Source organism: Phaeobacter sp. PT47_59, from assembly GCF_028890025.1.
GTDB lineage: Bacteria > Pseudomonadota > Alphaproteobacteria > Rhodobacterales > Rhodobacteraceae > Phycobacter.
Map to the genome: position 1 here is coordinate 196291 of NZ_JARCJL010000006.1, position 16114 is coordinate 212404.

Annotated in this window: 15 protein-coding genes; 6 read left to right on the forward strand and 9 right to left on the reverse strand. The window is 63.5% G+C overall.

The features are described from left to right. Positions 1-74: 74 nt before the first annotated feature. Both PXK01_RS07985 and PXK01_RS07990 read left to right on the forward strand, forming a co-directional pair. Positions 75-2438 carry a xanthine dehydrogenase family protein molybdopterin-binding subunit gene (locus PXK01_RS07985; RefSeq protein WP_274859573.1) on the forward strand — a complete coding sequence of 788 codons (2364 nt, stop codon included), beginning with the start codon at positions 75-77 and terminating at the stop codon, positions 2436-2438. 97 nt (positions 2439-2535) lie between these two features. Next, entirely contained in the window at positions 2536-3327 is a 792-nt protein-coding gene (locus PXK01_RS07990) for an FAD binding domain-containing protein (RefSeq protein WP_274859574.1), read from the forward strand. Positions 3328-3396: 69 nt separating this feature from the next. On the opposite strand, the gene PXK01_RS07995 is transcribed toward PXK01_RS07990, so the two are convergent. From PXK01_RS07995 to cobA, 8 genes are all read right to left on the reverse strand, one after another. Further along, positions 3397-3996 carry an SAM-dependent methyltransferase gene (locus tag PXK01_RS07995; RefSeq protein WP_274859575.1) on the reverse strand — a complete coding sequence of 200 codons (600 nt, stop codon included), beginning with the start codon at positions 3994-3996 and terminating at the stop codon, positions 3397-3399. Between the two features lie 105 nt (positions 3997-4101). Further along, positions 4102-4659, reverse strand: coding sequence for a translation initiation factor IF-3 (gene infC / locus PXK01_RS08000; RefSeq protein WP_342455868.1), 558 nt, complete (start codon positions 4657-4659; stop codon positions 4102-4104). Positions 4660-4910: 251 nt separating this feature from the next. Then, complete coding sequence (locus tag PXK01_RS08005) at positions 4911-5774, reverse strand: ferredoxin--NADP reductase (RefSeq protein WP_274859576.1); 864 nt, start codon at positions 5772-5774, stop codon at positions 4911-4913. A 145-nt stretch (positions 5775-5919) separates the two neighbouring features. After that, positions 5920-6321: a DUF934 domain-containing protein gene (locus tag PXK01_RS08010; protein WP_274859577.1), complete on the reverse strand. Its 402-nt coding sequence runs from the start codon at positions 6319-6321 to the stop codon at positions 5920-5922. Further along, positions 6318-7079, reverse strand: coding sequence for a phosphoadenylyl-sulfate reductase (locus tag PXK01_RS08015; RefSeq protein ID WP_274859578.1), 762 nt, complete (start codon positions 7077-7079; stop codon positions 6318-6320). Before PXK01_RS08015 ends, PXK01_RS08010 begins: the two co-directional genes overlap by 4 nt. 4 nt (positions 7080-7083) lie before the next feature. Continuing rightward, positions 7084-8748, reverse strand: a complete 1665-nt coding sequence (locus PXK01_RS08020; protein WP_274859579.1) for a nitrite/sulfite reductase — start codon at positions 8746-8748, stop codon at positions 7084-7086. Further along, positions 8741-9061 carry a DUF2849 domain-containing protein gene (locus tag PXK01_RS08025; RefSeq protein ID WP_274848284.1) on the reverse strand — a complete coding sequence of 107 codons (321 nt, stop codon included), beginning with the start codon at positions 9059-9061 and terminating at the stop codon, positions 8741-8743. The genes PXK01_RS08020 and PXK01_RS08025 overlap by 8 nt, the downstream gene beginning before the upstream one ends. Further along, the gene (gene cobA / locus PXK01_RS08030) at positions 9061-9891 is read right to left on the reverse strand and encodes a uroporphyrinogen-III C-methyltransferase (RefSeq protein WP_446728427.1); all 831 of its coding nucleotides are present in this window, start codon (positions 9889-9891) and stop codon (positions 9061-9063) included. The genes PXK01_RS08025 and cobA overlap by 1 nt, the downstream gene beginning before the upstream one ends. 146 nt (positions 9892-10037) lie before the next feature. Here cobA and PXK01_RS08035 point away from each other — a divergent pair, with 146 nt between their 5' ends. Beyond that, complete coding sequence (locus PXK01_RS08035) at positions 10038-10517, forward strand: Lrp/AsnC family transcriptional regulator (protein WP_274848285.1); 480 nt, start codon at positions 10038-10040, stop codon at positions 10515-10517. Between the two features lie 27 nt (positions 10518-10544). Here the strand turns inward: PXK01_RS08035 and PXK01_RS08040 are convergent, their stop codons facing one another. Then, positions 10545-11726, reverse strand: coding sequence for a cytochrome P450 (locus PXK01_RS08040; protein ID WP_274859580.1), 1182 nt, complete (start codon positions 11724-11726; stop codon positions 10545-10547). 83 nt (positions 11727-11809) lie between these two features. On the opposite strand from PXK01_RS08040, the gene PXK01_RS08045 reads away from it, so the two are divergent. The 3 genes from PXK01_RS08045 (at position 11810) to PXK01_RS08055 (ending at position 16093) form a co-directional block, all read left to right on the forward strand. Further along, on the forward strand, positions 11810-13567 hold the full coding sequence (locus PXK01_RS08045; RefSeq protein ID WP_446728428.1) for a sensor histidine kinase: 1758 nt from the start codon (positions 11810-11812) through the stop codon (positions 13565-13567). Further along, on the forward strand, positions 13564-14793 hold the full coding sequence (locus PXK01_RS08050; RefSeq protein ID WP_274848288.1) for a sigma-54-dependent transcriptional regulator: 1230 nt from the start codon (positions 13564-13566) through the stop codon (positions 14791-14793). Before PXK01_RS08045 ends, PXK01_RS08050 begins: the two co-directional genes overlap by 4 nt. Positions 14794-15091: 298 nt before the next feature. Next, positions 15092-16093 (forward strand): DctP family TRAP transporter solute-binding subunit, encoded by a 1002-nt coding sequence (locus PXK01_RS08055; protein WP_274848289.1) that lies wholly within the window; start codon positions 15092-15094, stop codon positions 16091-16093. Positions 16094-16114: the final 21 nt, after the last annotated feature.

The window sequence follows — 16114 nt, forward strand, 5'->3', positions numbered from 1 at the left end:
GTTGCCCCGGCAAAAGCATTTGCATGACCAAGAGATGCGCAACAGACGCATCATCCAGGGAGGAGAATTGGACTATGCCAAAGGATAGTGGCATCGGCGCCAGCCCGAAGCGGCGCGAAGACCTGCGGTTCCTGACGGGAACCGGCAATTACACCGACGATATCAACCTTAGCGGCCAGGCCTATGTGCATTTCCTGCGCTCGGACGTGGCCCATGGCAAGATCAACGGGATCGATACGGCGGCGGCAGCAGCCATGCCCGGCGTCATCCGCATCTTCACCGGCGCCGATTTCGAAGGGGTGGGATCCATCCCCTGCGGCTGGCAGGTGACCGACCGCCACGGGCAACCGATGCAGGAACCAGCCCACCCGGTGCTGGCCCAGGGCAAGGTCCGCTATGTGGGCGATGCCATCGCCGCCGTTGTCGCCGAAAGCCGCGAACAGGCCCGCGATGCCGCCGAGGCGATTGAGCTGGACATCGAGGAGCTGCCCGCCGTCATCGACATGAAGGAGGCCGTCAAGGAGGGCGCCCCCAAGGTGCATGACGATCTCACCTCGAACCTCTGCTATGACTGGGGCTTCGTGGAAGAAAACAAACCGGCGGTCGAGGAAGCCTTTGCCAATGCGGCCCATGTGACCACGCTGGAGCTGGTCAACAACCGCCTGGTCGCCAACCCGATGGAGCCGCGCGTGGCGGTGGGCGATTTCAACCGGGCAACAGGGGAATCGACGCTCTACACCACCTCGCAGAACCCGCATGTGATCCGCCTTCTGATGGGGGCCTTCGTCTTGGGCATCCCCGAGCACAAGCTGCGCGTCATCGCCCCGGATGTGGGTGGCGGTTTCGGTACCAAGATCTTCCACTATGCCGAGGAAGCCTTCTGTACCTTTGCGGCCAAGGCATTGAACCGGGCGGTCAAATGGACCTCCACCCGCTCCGAGGCCTTCATGACGGATGCGCACGGGCGCGACCATGTGACCAAGATCGAACTGGCGCTGGATGCGGAGAACAACTTTACCGCCATTCGCACCGATACCTACGCCAACATGGGTGCCTATCTCAGCACCTTTGCGCCTTCGGTTCCGACCTGGTTGCATGGCACGCTGATGGCGGGCAACTACAAGACGCCGCTAATCTATGTGAACGTGAAGGCCGTCTTCACCAACACGGTGCCGGTGGATGCCTATCGTGGTGCCGGCCGCCCCGAGGCGACATTCCAGCTGGAGCGGGTGATCGACAAGGCCGCGCGCGAGCTGGGCGTCGATCCCATCGCGCTGCGCCGTCAGAACTTCATCACCGAGTTCCCCTATGCCACCCCGGTGGCGGTGGAATATGACACCGGTGACTATCACGCGACCATGGACAAGCTGATCGATGTTGCCGATTTCGCAGGCTTCAAGGCGCGCCGCGCCGAGAGCGAGAAGAACGGCAAGCTGCGTGGCCTTGGCGTCAACTGCTATATCGAGGCCTGCGGCATCGCGCCCAGTAACCTTGTGGGGCAGCTTGGTGCGCGTGCGGGTCTCTATGAAAGCGCCACGGTGCGGGTCAATGCGACCGGCGGCCTGGTGGTGATGACCGGCAGCCACAGCCACGGGCAGGGGCATGAAACCTCCTTCCCGCAGGTGATCGCAGATATGATCGGCATTGACGAAAGCATGGTCGAGATCGTGCATGGCGACACCGCCAACACGCCGATGGGCATGGGCACCTATGGCTCGCGCTCCCTCGCCGTGGGTGGCTCTGCCATGGTGCGGGCGACGGAAAAGATCATCGCCAAGGCCAAGAAGATCGCCGCCCATATCCTGGAAGCCTCCGACGCGGATATCGAGTTGAAGGACGGTCAGTTCTCGGTTGCGGGCACGGACAAGTCCTTGGCCTGGGGTGATGTCACGCTGGCGGCCTATGTGCCGCACAACTACCCGCTGGAGGATATGGAGCCGGGGCTGGAGGAGACCGCCTTCTACGATCCGGCGAACTTCACCTATCCCTCGGGCGCCTATGCCTGCGAGGTGGAGGTCGATCCCGAGACCGGCAAGGTCACCATCGAACGCTTTGCGGCTGCCGATGACTTTGGCAATATCGTCAACCCGATGATCGTGGACGGTCAGGTGCATGGCGGTATCGGTCAGGGCATCGGCCAGGCGCTGCTTGAAGGCTGTGTCTATGATGAGAACGGCCAGCTTCTGTCCGCCTCCTACATGGATTACGCCATGCCGCGCGCCGATGATCTGCCCTTCTACCAGGTGGATCATTCCTGCCAGACACCCTGTACCCACAACCCCTTGGGCGTGAAGGGCTGCGGTGAGGCCGGCGCCATCGGATCGCCCCCGGCGGTGGTCAACGCGGTGGTCGATGCGCTGCAATCGGCAGGCAAGGACGTGACACATATCGACATGCCGCTGACCCCGAACCGGGTCTGGTCGGCGATGAACAGCTGAACCGGGGCAGGGGCGCGGGCTGCGCCCCTCCATCCCGATAGTTTTGGACAAAAGAACAAGGGGCCAGGCCCCGGAATTCTTTGGGAAGGAAAACGGAATGTATAATTTCGAGTTTGAAAAACCGGCCACCATCGCCGATGCGGTTGCCGCGCTCGGCGCGGAGGACGCGCAGGCGCTGGGCGGCGGTCAGACGCTGCTGCCGACGATGAAGCAGCGCCTTGCGATGCCCACGAAACTGGTCTCGCTGAGTGGAATTGGTGAAATGCAGGGCGTCTGCAGCAACAATGACGACGGCCTTTCGATCGGCGGCGCCACCACCCATGCCACCGTCGCGGCCGAGGCCGCAGCGCAGTATCCGGCGCTGGCGGATCTGGCCAGCCACATCGGCGATCCTGCGGTGCGCAACCGGGGCACCATTGGTGGTTCGCTGGCCAATAACGACCCGGCGGCCTGCTACCCGGCGGCGGCGCTGGGATCGGGGGCGACCATCGTGACCAATGCCCGTGAAATCGCGGCGGATGACTACTTCCAGGGGCTGTTCACCACGGCGCTGGAGGAAGGCGAGATCATCACCGGCGTGCGCTTCCCGGTGCCGGAGGCCGCGAATTATCAGAAGTTCCTGCAGCCCGCCTCGCGCTTTGCGCTGGTGGGGGTTTTTGTGGCCAAGTTCGCCGATGGCGTGCGTGTCGCGGTGACCGGTGCCTCCGAGGACGGTGTGTTCCGCTGGAGCGAGGCCGAACAGGCGCTCAGTGCCTCGTTCAGCCCGGAGGCGGTCAATGGCCTGCAGGTCGACCCGGCCAACATGATGGGCGATATCCACGGCACCAAGGAGTACCGCGCGCATCTGATCGGGGTTCTGACCAAACGCGCCGTGGCAGCTGCAAGCTAAATCCGTCACCCGGAACGGAAAAGGGCCTCGCATCGCGGGGCCCTTTGTCATCTAGGCTGTCATGTGGGATCAGCCGGGCTTGCGCGCCACGAAATCAATGAGGGCAGACATGCCGACATGGCCGCGCCCCTCTTGGACCTCGCGTTCATAGGCGCGGTTTTCCAGGATCTCCCAGCCTGCAAAATCCGTCGCCAACTGGTCCTCGGTATACATGTTCTCGGCAAAGGGCGGCCCGCCGGTGCCGTGCTCCAGCTGTTCGGGCGTGTAGCCATGCAACAGAAGCACCCCGCCGGGTTTCAGGCTGCGTTTCATGCCCTCGAACTGCACCCGCCGGGCGTCGGGGCCGACGAACTGGATGAAGATGCCCGCCACCAGATCAAAGGCATCCTCGGGCCAGTCGTGGTTCAGGATATCCACCTCGCGAAAATCCACCGAAACGCCGTGCTCTGCCGCCAGATCGCGGGCGCGGGCAATGGCGGTGGGCGCGAACTCATAGGCGGTGACCTCCATGCCCTTTGCCGCCATATAGACCGAGTTGCGCCCCTCGCCATCGGCCACCGACAGGGCGGTCTGACCGGGGCTGAGATAGGCACTGTGCTCGACCAGGAACCGGGCCGGATCCTTGCCAAAGACGTAGTCCCCCGATTTCGAATACCGCTCTTCCCACATGGTCGATGCTCCGCTGCCCGTCTGCGATGATGGGCGGCACAATGACAAAGCCCCCGGCGCAGTCAAGCACCGGGGGCAAAACACTGCCTAGTCTGCGCCGCAGCTTTACTTCTGCGGCAGCGGGCCGATCATCATGATCATCTGACGGCCTTCCATCTTGGGCATGTTCTCGATCTTGCCGATTTCCTTCACGTCCTCGGCAACGCGCTCCAGCAACTCGCGGCCCAGGTTCTGGTGGGCCATTTCGCGGCCACGGAAACGCAGGGTGACCTTCACCTTGTCGCCGTTTTCCAGGAACTTGAACACATTGCGCATCTTCACATCATAGTCATGCGTGTCCGTGTTGGGGCGGAACTTGACCTCTTTGACCTCGATGATCTTCTGCTTCTTGCGGGCTTCGCTTTCGCGCTTCTGCTGTTCGTACTTGAACTTGCCGAAGTCCATGATCTTACACACGGGCGGGTTCGCGTTGGGCGAGATCTCCACAAGGTCCAGACCTGCTTCCGCTGCCATCTCCATCGCCTTGGCGGGGTGGACAACGCCAACATTTTCCCCTTCGGCGCCGATCAGGCGGATTTCGGGTGCACGGATCTTTTCGTTTGTGCGCGGGCCGGTATCACGTTGCGGCGGCGCATTATGAGGTCTGCGGGCTATGGGTTCAATCCTTTGATGGTTGCCATTTTTCGAGCACGAAACGTAAACCGGGCGGCGGCGTCTTTCAAGCGGGAACCGCTAAGGGCAGGGGGGAAAATGGATAATGTTGCGGGGGAATCCCGCAAGGAGGCACCGACCATGCGCCGCCTGTCGTCCCGAAGCCTGCCACCCGCGGCGACGGCCCCGCAGTTTAGCCTGGGCGGGGCTGGCGGAGAGATCGACCGGGATACGATTCGTCCGCCGAGCCAAGCCTGGAAGCCTTAGTCGAGGAAGGCCTTTTCCACCACATATTGCGCAGGTTTCGAATTGGCGCCTTCTTCAAGGCCCGCGGCTTCGAGCATGTCCTTCAGTTCCAGGTTGAAGGCGAGGTTGCCGCAGATCATGGCGCGGTCGCTCTCGGGGTTGAGCGGCTCCACGCCCAGATCCTTATAGGCTTCGCCCGAGTTGATGAGGTCGGTGATCCGGCCCATCTTGGCGCTCTCTTCGCGGGTGGTGGTGGGATAGTATTTGATCTTCTTCCAGAAGCCCTCGCCGATCAGCTCGTTGAGCAGCTCGTCCTCTTTCAGGCTTTCAATCAATTCCCGACCATAGGTCAGCTCACCCGCGGTGCGGCAGGTGTGGGTGATGATGACCTCGTCGTAATCCTCGTAGGTTTGCGGTTCGCGCAGAAGCGAGGCAAAGGGCGCAAAGCCAGTGCCGGTGGCAAAGAACCAGATCCGCTTGCCGGGCAGAAGGGCATCATGCACCAGGGTGCCCACCGGTTTGGGGCGCAGGATGATCTCGTCACCAACCTTGATGTGCTGCAGCTTCGAGGTGAGCGGGCCGTCCTGAACCTTGATCGAGTAGAATTCCAACTCCTCGTCCCAGGAGGGCGAGGCGATGGAATACGCGCGCAACAGCGGCTTCTGCTTGCCTGTCTTGGGATCGGGATCGCCCATCAACCCGATCATCACGAATTCGCCTGAGCGGAACCGCAGTGACGCGGGCCGTGTCACCCGGAAGGAAAACAGGCGGTCCGTCCAATGTTTCACCTCTGTCACGGTCTGGGCATCGGGCAGGGTCGGGGTCGCCTTTGCGGGCTTGGCGTCGGAAGCAGTGTCGGTCACGGGGGTCATCTCGTTCATCGGTTTCACTGCCGGTCTGGTAAACCGGCACCCTTGATTAATCTTTGATACAGGTCAGGAAAAGCGTTGATTTTGCATGTCGGCCAGCCACGGGACGACAGACCGCATGTTTTTTCAGCTGACAGAGGGCAGGTGCTGCAGAGGTTCAGCGCGCGGCGCGGCCACGCCCCAAGCGGGCCTGATAGTCATGTGCTTGCCAGTTTGCACGGGCGAGCCACTGTGCCTCGGGCTGGCGGGCGGCGAGATCGTCATCGATTTCCACCTCGTCAAAGCCGCTGCGCCGCGCCATGGCATATTGGTCCGCCAGAACGTGGCCATAGGCGCGCAACCGTCCGGCATAGCCCATGTGGCGCAATTGGCGTGCCAGGGTAAAGCCACGCCCATCGGCAAAGCTGGGGAAGTGGATGCGGATCATCTCAAAACCCGGAATGCGGTTCGAGAGCAGGGCGAGATCTGTATCCGGGGCAAGATCTAGGGCGGTCTCGGTTTCAAATCCGGCGGTCCAGTCCTCGGCGCCAAATCCGCTGTCGGTCACGATTACACTCATGTCTCTTTTGCTCCTGTGCGGGTGAGTTTGCCATCCACGATATGGATGCCGCATTCTTCCTTGTTCTGATCGCGCCAGCGTCCGGCGCGGGGATCTTCACCTTCCGCCACTTTCGATGTGCAGGGCGCGCATCCGATCGAGGGATACCCCTGCGCCACCAGCGGGTGACGCGGCAGGCGGTTTTCCTCCATATAGGCGCGCACGTCTTCCGGCGCCCAATGGGCCAAGGGGTTCACCTTGATGCGTCCGGTGCCCTCTTCCACCTCGAAGAATTCGAGCGCGGCGCGGCTACCGGCCTGGAACCGCTTGCGCCCGGTGATCCAGCCGTCGAAGCCTGCCAGCGCCTGCTGCAGTGGTACGGTCTTGCGCAGGTGGCAGCAGGCGTCGGTGTCCGAGAACCGCAGGGCCCCATAGGGGTCCTTTTCGGCGATATCCCCGGCGCGGATGACCTGCACGTTGCGCAGGCCAAGGCGCTCGCTCACCTCCTGCTGGTAGACCAGCGTTTCGGTGAACAGCAGCTCGGTATCCACGAATAGAACCGGCGTGGTGGGGTCCAGGATGGCCGCCATATGCAAGAGCACCACGGATTCCGCGCCAAAGCTGGAGACCAGCGCGATCCGCCCGGCATCCCGCAAGGCGCCCTCCATCACGGCTGTGGCCGAATGGTGCCGGTAGCGCGCGTTGAGCGCCTCCACCTTCTGCGCCAGGGCCGCGGCCTCTGCAGCCCCGTCGGGGCTGCCTTGGGCAAGGTTCAGCATTGGCTCAGGCCACCTTCTTGCGGGCTTCGGGGTAAAGCGCCGTCTTGAAGGGCTCCATGCCGAGGCGGCGGTAGGCGTCGATGAAGGTTTCCTCTTCTCCGCTGCGCAGCTCCAGATAGGCCTCGATCAGGCGCTCGATCGCGGGCACGATCTCGTCATAGGCAAATCCCGGTCCGGTGCGGGTGCCGATGGCCGCGGTTTCGGTGGCATCGCCGCCCAGGGTGATCTGGTAATTCTCCACCCCCGCGCGATCGAGGCCCAAGATGCCGATATGGCCCACATGGTGATGGCCGCAGGCATTGATGCAGCCCGAGATCTTGATCTGCAGATGGCCGATGTCATGCTCCAGCTTCAGTTCCTCGAACCGCGTCGCGATGTCCTGCGCCACTGGGATCGAGCGGGCCGTGGCCAGCGCGCAGTAATCCATGCCGGGGCAGGCGATGATATCCGAGATCAGCCCGATGTTCGCCGTTGCCAGCCCCGCTGCCTTCAGGCGGGCATGGATCGCGGGCAGGTCCGATTTCAGGACATGCGGCAGGATCACGTTCTGCTCATGGCTGATGCGCAGCTCGTCATAGCCGTATTGCTCGGCCAGGTCCGCCATCACGCGCATCTGCTCGGCGGTGGCATCGCCCGGGGTTGCCCCATGCGCCTTGATCGAGATGGTGACAATGGCGTGATCCGCCTTGCGGTGTTCGGCCAGGTTGGTGTCGGCCCAGGCGCGGAACACCGGATCGCTGTCATAGGCGGAAGTGTAGGGGGCAGTGTCGCCGCTGCGCAGGGCGGGGGGCGTGAAATGGGTCTTGATCTCTGCCAGCAGCGCACGGTCGGCACCGTTGAACTCGGCACGCCGCTCGATGAAGCGCGCCTCGACCAGCTCGCGGATCTTGTCGATACCGTTTTCCTGCACGGTGATCTTGATGCGCGCCTTGTACTTGTTGTCGCGCCGACCCAAGAGGTTGTAGACGCTGAGCACCGCCTCCAGATAGGGCAGAAGGTCCTCTTTCGGCAGGAACTCCCGCAGCACCTTGCCGATCATCGGGGTTCGGCCCAGGCCGCCGCCCACGATCACCTCGAAGCCGTTTTCACCGTCCTTTTCCACCATGCGCAGCCCGATGTCATGGGCGCGGGTCACGGCACGGTCTTGTTCTGCGCCAGTCACGGCGATCTTGAACTTGCGGCCGAGGAACTGGAACTCCGGGTGGTCGGTGGACCATTGCCGGATCAGCTCGGCATAGGGGCGGGGGTCTTCCAACTCTTCCTTGGCGGCGGCGGCAAAGTGGTCCGAGGTCACGTTGCGCACCGTGTTGCCCGAAGTCTGGATCGCGTGCAGGCCCACTTCGGCCAGCGCATCCAGCATATCCGGCACATCGCGCAGCTTTGGCCAGTTGTACTGGATGTTCTGGCGGGTGGTGAAATGGCCGTATCCCTTGTCCCACTTTTCGGCCAGAAGGGCGAGCTGGCGCATCTGGGCGCTGTTCAGCGTGCCATAGGGGATCGCAACCCGCAGCATATAGGCATGCAGCTGCAGATAGAGCCCGTTCATCAGGCGCAGCGGCTTGAACTCATCCTCGGTCAGGCTGCCGTCGATGCGGCGCTCTACCTGGGCGCGGAACTGGGCGTTGCGTTCGGCCAGAAAGGCGGCGTCAAAGTCGTTGTACTTATACATGTGCGGTGGCCTCCAGCTTGGCTTCCTGCTTGCCATGAGCGTAGTTCGAGGGACCGGTGCGGCGGAAATCCTCGCGGAAATGCACAGGTTCGGGACCGTTCGGGCCGTCCTTCGCATCGGTGAGGTAGATGCCGACCACGCTCAGGGCGTCGCGCTCGGCCTCCAGGAGGCGCAGCTGCGCTTCGGCCTCGTCGGTGATCAGCTCGGCCTGCGCCAGATCGCGGCTCCAGGCGCCGTCTGCGGTGAAGTAGATCACATCGCCTTCCAGAAGATCGTTGGCGGTGATGATTTTGGGGCTAAAGGGGCGCGGCATCAGGCAAGCTCCACTTTCAATGTGTCGGTGAGGTCATTCAGCGCGGCGATGCTTTGGCGCGGCGCCAGGCCAAGGAATGTCAGGGCAGGGCCATCAAACCCGGCAGCGATCAGATCGCCGGGCAGGCGGTCCAGCGTGGTTTCCAGCACCCGCTGATCGGCGCGCGAGGCGTTCTCGACGATGGTCACCGGGGTGTCGCGATCGGCGCCATGCATCAACAGGCGCCCTTGCACGAAGCGCGCCGATTTCTTGCCCATATAGATGGCGGCAACCTCGCCGGGACGGGCAAGCGCGGCCCAGTCGTGATCGGCAAAGCCGCGCATGTCATGGCCGGTGAGGAAGCGTACCGAGGAATTGCGTCCTCGCTGGGTCAGGCTTTGGCCGATGGCGGCGACGGCGGCTGATGCGGCGGTGATCCCCGGCAGGATCTTGTAGCCGATCCCGGCGGCGTCGCAGGCGGTCAGTTCCTCATCCAGGCGGCCAAAGACGGTGGGATCACCGGATTTTAGGCGCAGAACCTTCTTGCCTGCCTTGGCGTGGGTCACGATGCGGGCGCAGATCTCCTCCTGCGACATGGAGGGGCCGAAGCCTTCCTTGCCGACATCCTCAAGCGTCACACCGGGGCCCGCAAGGGCGAGGATCTCATCGCTGACGAGGCGGTCAAAGAGGATAACGTCCGCGTGCTGCATCGCCCGCAGGACCTTCAGGGTCAGCAGATCCGGATCGCCGGGGCCAGAGCCTGCAAAGGCCACTTCACCCGGGGCGGGGCAGCACATGCCGCCCGCATGCCGCGTGCTGGCAGGGGGGGTAATCGGGGCAAAGCTGGACATATGGCGCCTCATTCGTGCTGTTTGACTTGACCCTCAATATAGGAAATATTCCCGGATAACCGCTATATGCTCGCCCAAATAAGGACGCTTGTTTTGCTCTGGCGCGGGTTCGATAGATCGGGTTTCGATGAGAAAGGAAATACGGAATGACAGTGCGGATTGATGCGACGGATCGGAAAATCCTGGCCGAACTGCAGCGCGATGCCAGCCAGTCGCTGGATGAAATCGCCAAACAGGTGGGCAGTTCCAAGACCCCGGTGTGGAATCGTATCCGCAAGCTGCGCGAGGCCGGGGTGATCGGGCGGCAGACCGTGATCCTCGATGCCGAGGCGCTGGGGTTCGAGGCCTGTTTCTTCGTGCTGATCCGCACCTCGGAACACGAGGCCGAGTGGCAGGCAGCCTTCCTCAAGGCGCTGCAGGACCGCCCCGAAGTACAAGAGGCGCACAGGTTGGCGGGCGATATCGATTACATCCTGAAGGTGCGGGTGCAGAACGCGCGGGCCTATGACAAGTTCTACCAGGCGCTGATTTCAGAGGTGCGCGTGCATAATGTGACCGCGCTTTTGTCGATGGAGGAGATCAAGTCGACAACCCTGCTGCCGCTGGAGAGCGGCGGCAAAGCCTGAAGCCCGCCTCCACCGGTGAAGCCTGTCTCAGCTCTTCACCATCAATCGGGTCAGCCCGTGGAAATGGTAACTGTTGGAGTATTCCGGCGGCTCGGCAAGGTGCAGGTTGGGGCAGCGTTCAAACAGGATCGGCAGAGCAATCTGCATTTCCAGCCGCGCCAAGGGCGCACCGACGCAGAAATGGATGCCGCCCCCGAAGGAGGTGTTCAGGCTCGCGGGGCGGCTGGGGTCAAAGACCTCCGGATCGTCCAGCACCGCCTCGTCCCGGTTGGCTGATCCGAGCAAAAGCGCCACTCGATCCCCGCGCTGGAAGGTGTGGCCGAAGACTTCGGCCTCTTCATAGGCGTAGCGGGTGAACATATGCAGCGGCGGATCATAGCGCAGGATCTCCTCCACCAGCCGTTCGATCCCGTCGGGGGCCAGCCAGGCCGGATCCCAGCCCTGTTGCAGCATGGTTTTCACACCATTGCCAAGGGCGTGCACCGTGGCCTCGTGCCCGGCATTCAAAAGAAGGATGCAGGTGCCGATCAATTCGTCCGGCGAAAGGCTTTCGCCCTCTTCCTCGGCCTCGATCAGCCGGGTCAGCAGATCGTCCTGCGGATCGCTCCGGCGCTGGTCGATGTAGCCCTTCAGATAGTCCGAGAACTCTTGCGCCGCGCGGGCGGCGGCATGTTCGGTCTCCACCCCGCGCCCGGCCTGATACATCGCCACCATGCGGTGCGACCAGTCGAGCAGCTGCTCGGCCATCGTTTCCGGCACTCCCAGCAGACGGCAGATGGTTATGATCGGCACCTGGGTGCAATAGGCGGGCAGCAGGTCAAAGGGCCGGTCCGGGAAGGCGTCGATCAGATCGTGGCACAGTTGGGTGATGCCCTCTTCCATGTCGGCGATCGCGCGAGAGGTGAAGGCGCGCGTCACCAGCCTGCGCAGCCGGGTGTGGCGAGGCGGTTCGGCGTCCAGCATGGAATGGGCTTCGGTGTGAAGGAAGGGCGCCAGATGCGCCGGGCCTTCGGTCGCCATTTCCGGCGGGATCTCGCGGCCAAATCGCCGGTCCCGCAAGAGCATATGCACAGCGGATTTGCGAAAGGCCGCGACCATGCCGTAGTCCTGCCAGTAGTGCAGGGAGCCCGCCGCCCGCGCCTGAGCGTAAAACGGATAGGGATCCTGCACGAAGGCGGGGTCGGTCGGGGATTGCTGCAGGGTCTTCATCACTGTCCGCTCTGTGGTCTTCGGGGTACGACTTTTGCCTTGGTGGCTGGTCATTGCAAGGCGGCTTTTCTACTGTGCCGGTCATGAAGCAAGGCAAAGGGCATCATATCTGGCATCGCTGGCGGATTCCGCTGGGGTTTGCCCTGGCAGTGGCCGGGCTGGCCATGGTGGTCTGGTCCTATGGCTACCGCCAGGCGCTGGACTCGCTGGCGGAGCGCAGCCTTGCGGATCTGGCGCTCGCCTCGGACCGGGTCAGCACCCAGTTGCAGATCTACCAGGAACTGGCGGTGCTGACGGCGGATCATCCGGTGCTGGAGCAGCTGGACACTCCGGAAGACCGGCAGCGGGCCGCCAAGCGCCTGCGCGAGGTGGCGGACAAGACGGCGGCGCTGGATGTCTTCTATGCGGATCCGACGGGGCAGGTACTGGCCTCTGCCGAGGGGGTCGTGGGGCCTTCGGTTGCGGGCCAGGACTATTTCGAACGGGCCATGCAGGGGGCGCTGGGCACCGGTCAGGCGGTGCTTCTGCCCGAGGGACGGCGCGCCTATTTCTATGCAGCCCCCAGTTTTGCCCCGGGCGGCGGCGTGCTGGGGGCGCTTGTGGTCGTGGCCGATGTGCAGGATGTGGAGCAGACCTGGCGCGGCTCGCTTCCGGCGGTGTTTTTCACGAACCTCAGCGGCGAGGTGTTCATCTCCAATCGTCCCGAGTTGTTGTTCTGGCGCCGCGGGGATGTGCTGCCTGGCGGCACCGGCGATCCGGTCTCCTATCAGGAACGCAGGATCGGTGCCCATGAGATCTGGCAGATCTCGGGCAGTGCCTATCTGCCGCGCCAGGCGCTGCATCTCGCGGTGGACCTGCCTGTCATCGCCATGGTGGGGGAAATCCTGGTGGATGTGGCCCCGGCCCGGCGGATAGCGGCGCTGCAGGCGGCGGCGCTGGCGGGGCTATGCCTGGCCTTTGGCACCTTGCTGTTCCTGGCCACCGAGCGCCGCCGCACCCTGGCGCGGGCCAATGCGGTGCTGGAAAGCCGGGTGGAGGCGCGCACCCAGGCCCTGCAGGTGACCAATAGTCAGCTGCGCCGCGAGGTGCGCGAGCGCCAAGAGGCCGAGGCCGCCTTGAAACGGGCGCAGGAGGATCTGGTGCAGGCGGGCAAGCTGTCGGCGCTTGGACAGATGTCGGCGGGGATCAGTCACGAGTTGAACCAGCCCCTGATGGCGATCCAGCAATATGCCGAAAACGGAGCCGCCTTTCTTGCCCGCCAGAACCCCGAGCGCGCGGGCGACAACCTGAACCGCATTGCCCGCATGGCCGACCGCATGGCGCGGATCATCAAGAACCTGCGCGCCTTTGCCCGCAATGAAAGCGAACCGATGGGGCGGGTCGATCTGGCGCAGGTGATCGAGGCCGCCGTGGAATTGACCGCCGCGCGGCTGGAGGCGGATCACGTCACGCTCGACTGGACGCCGCCTGCCGCCGGTGCGCCCGTCTTTGCCTGGGGCGGAGAGGTGCGGCTCACCCAGGTCTTTGTGAACCTGATCAACAATGCCGCCGATGCCATGCTGGAACAGCCGGAGCGGGCCATCACCATCACGCTTACGACCGGAGCCCGCCTGCGGGTGCAGGTGCAGGATATTGGCCCCGGCATCAAGGAGCCGGAGAAGATGTTCGACCCCTTCTATTCGACCAAGGCGGTGGGCAGTGCAGAGGGGCTTGGCCTTGGGCTGTCGATCTCCTATGGGCTGGTGCAGAGTTTCGGCGGCCATATCCGCGGCAGCAACACGGATGCGGGCGCGGTCTTTACCGTCGAACTGGACCCCTGGAGCGAGGAAGGTGCCGCATGACCCGGCGGGTGCTGTTTGTGGATGACGATGCCGCCGTGCGCGAGGCGCTGGCGCAGACGCTGGAACTCAATGACCTAGAGGCGGTGACGGCGGGATCCTTCGTGGCGGCCAAGGATCTGATCCGGCCCGATTTCGATGGGGTGATCCTGTCGGACATGCGGATGCCGGGGCGCGATGGCTTTCACCTGCTGAAATACGCCCATGAGGTGGATCCCGAGCTGCCGGTGATCCTGCTGACGGGCGAGGGCGATATTCCGATGGCGGTGCGGGCGATGTCCGAAGGGGCCTTTGATTTCCTGGAAAAACCCTGCGCCCCCGCGGATCTGATGCCGGTGCTGGAACGTGCCTTGAAGACCCGCGCACTGGTGCTGGAAAACCGCCGCCTGAAGCAGCAGTTGGAACTGGGGGATCCTGCGGCGCGGATGCTGTTTGGCACCTCGCCCCAGTCCGAAGGCCTGCGTCAGCGGGTGCGTGCGGTGGCCTCGACCGGGGCCGAGGTGCTGGTCAGCGGCCCGGCCGGCAGCGGCATCTCCAAGGTGGCGGAGGTCATTCACCTGATGTCGCCGCGCGCCCAGGGTGCCTTTATCAAACGCCCGGCGGCGGGCATGACGGCTGAAGGCTTTGAGGCGCTCTGCCAGGAGGCGGCAGGGGGCTCGCTGTTCCTGGACGAGGTTTCGGCCCTGCCCGAAGCGGTGCAATATGCTGTGCTTGAGGGGTTGGAGCAGGGCACGGACACGCGCGTCATCGCGGGCAGCACCAGCGATCTGGCCGATTTGGTGGCGCAGGGCGCCTTTCACGGCGACCTGTTTTACAAGCTCGACGTCATGCGCGTGCGCATCCCCTCGCTGGCGGAACGGCCCGGCGATATCCCGGTGCTGTTTCGCCACTATGTCGCCCAGGCCGCCGAACAGGCGGGGATCGAGGCCCCGGAAGTGAGCCAGGATCATCTGGCCATGCTGATGGCGCAGGACTGGCCCGGCAATGCGCGCTCCTTGATGTCGGCGGCGATGCGGTTTGTGCTGGGCATGCCCGAAGAGGTCTCGGCCGGGGCGGACCTGGGGCTGGCGGAACAGTTGGCGCAGGTGGAGCGATCCCTGCTGATCGCGGCCCTCGGGCGCCAGAACGGGCGCGCTGCCGCGGCGGCTGAGGCGCTGAAACTGCCGCGCAAGACCTTCTACGACAAGCTGGCGCGCTATGGCATCCGCCCCGAGGATTACCGGCGCTGATCCGGGCGATTCCCCTGGTTTGAAATTCACACGCGCGGCCGGAGGGGATTTGTGCGGATTTCCGCACAAAGGCCGGTGCCCCTGTGCGGGTTTTCGCACAGCGTGCAAATGCAGCATGGCTGCCTAATCCGTGGGCGCTTTTTATCTCTATGAAAAATTTATGAAAATCTCGAATCGGAGCGAGTTCCGACTCAGCTCTTGAGAGGAGCAGGGCGATTCGTGATCCTTCCGGCGGGGCCTTGGCGCAGGACGCCGAGGCTGTGGAGATAAATTTGGAATGGAACCTGGGAGGACCACCATGAAATTCCTGACTGCGACCGCCGCCGCTCTGGCGATGACCGTATCCGCTGGTGCCGTGAGCGCGGCTTGTGACGATGGCGAAATCGTCGTCAAGTTCAGCCATGTGACCAACACGGACAAACACCCCAAAGGGATCGCCGCCAGCCTGCTGGAAAAGCGCATCAACGAAGAGATGAACGGCACCATGTGCCTGGAGGTCTACCCGAACTCCACGCTCTATAACGACAACAAGGTGCTGGAAGCGATGCTGCAGGGCGACGTGCAGCTGGCCGCGCCCTCGCTCTCGAAGTTCGAAAAATTCACCAAGCAGTTCCGCCTGTTCGACCTGCCCTTCATGTTCAAGAACATCGATGCGGTTGACGCCTTCCAGGCCTCGGACGACGGTCAGGCGCTTCTGGACTCCATGCAGCGCCGCGGCCTGCAGGGTCTGGCCTATTGGCACAACGGCATGAAGCAGATGTCGGCGAACAAGCCGCTGATCGCACCCACCGATGCGAACGGTCTGAAGTTCCGCGTGCAGTCCTCGGACGTGCTGGTCGCTCAGATGGAAGCCATCGGCGGCAGCCCGCAGAAAATGGCCTTCTCCGAAGTCTATGGCGCGCTGCAGCAGGGTGTTGTGGACGGTCAGGAAAACACCTGGTCCAACATCTACGGCAAGAAGTTCTTCGAGGTGCAGGACGGTATCACCGAAACCAACCACGGCATCATCGACTATCTGGTGGTGACCTCGGTCGATTGGCTCGACAGCCTGGATCCGGCGGTGCGCGATCAGTTCCTGACCATCCTGTCCGAAGTGACCGAGGCGCGGAACTCTGAATCCACCAAGGTGAACAATGAGGCCAAGGAAGCCATCATCGCCGCAGGTGGCACCGTGCGTCAGCTGAGCGCCGAGCAGCGCCAGTCCTGGGTCGATACCATGAAGCCGGTCTGGGCTCAGTTCGCAGGTGACGTGGGTCAGGACAAGATCGACGCCGCTCAGGCGATCAACGCGGGCTTCTAATAGCCCCACCCCGGAACGCGC

Bases quoted from the DNA above. Each gene is read 5' to 3' on its own strand.
- PXK01_RS07985 (WP_274859573.1), top strand. From the start codon at position 75: ATGCCAAAGGATAGTGGCATCGGCGCCAGCCCGAAGCGGCGCGAAGAC.
- PXK01_RS07990 (WP_274859574.1), top strand. From the start codon at position 2,536: ATGTATAATTTCGAGTTTGAAAAACCGGCCACCATCGCCGATGCGGTT.
- PXK01_RS07995 (WP_274859575.1), bottom strand. From the start codon at position 3,996: ATGTGGGAAGAGCGGTATTCGAAATCGGGGGACTACGTCTTTGGCAAG.
- PXK01_RS08005 (WP_274859576.1), bottom strand. From the start codon at position 5,774: ATGAACGAGATGACCCCCGTGACCGACACTGCTTCCGACGCCAAGCCC.
- PXK01_RS08010 (WP_274859577.1), bottom strand. From the start codon at position 6,321: ATGAGTGTAATCGTGACCGACAGCGGATTTGGCGCCGAGGACTGGACC.
- PXK01_RS08015 (WP_274859578.1), bottom strand. From the start codon at position 7,079: ATGCTGAACCTTGCCCAAGGCAGCCCCGACGGGGCTGCAGAGGCCGCG.
- PXK01_RS08020 (WP_274859579.1), bottom strand. From the start codon at position 8,748: ATGTATAAGTACAACGACTTTGACGCCGCCTTTCTGGCCGAACGCAAC.
- PXK01_RS08025 (WP_274848284.1), bottom strand. From the start codon at position 9,061: ATGCCGCGCCCCTTTAGCCCCAAAATCATCACCGCCAACGATCTTCTG.
- cobA (WP_446728427.1), bottom strand. From the start codon at position 9,891: ATGTCCAGCTTTGCCCCGATTACCCCCCCTGCCAGCACGCGGCATGCG.
- PXK01_RS08035 (WP_274848285.1), top strand. From the start codon at position 10,038: ATGACAGTGCGGATTGATGCGACGGATCGGAAAATCCTGGCCGAACTG.
- PXK01_RS08040 (WP_274859580.1), bottom strand. From the start codon at position 11,726: ATGAAGACCCTGCAGCAATCCCCGACCGACCCCGCCTTCGTGCAGGAT.
- PXK01_RS08045 (WP_446728428.1), top strand. From the start codon at position 11,810: ATGAAGCAAGGCAAAGGGCATCATATCTGGCATCGCTGGCGGATTCCG.
- PXK01_RS08050 (WP_274848288.1), top strand. From the start codon at position 13,564: ATGACCCGGCGGGTGCTGTTTGTGGATGACGATGCCGCCGTGCGCGAG.
- PXK01_RS08055 (WP_274848289.1), top strand. From the start codon at position 15,092: ATGAAATTCCTGACTGCGACCGCCGCCGCTCTGGCGATGACCGTATCC.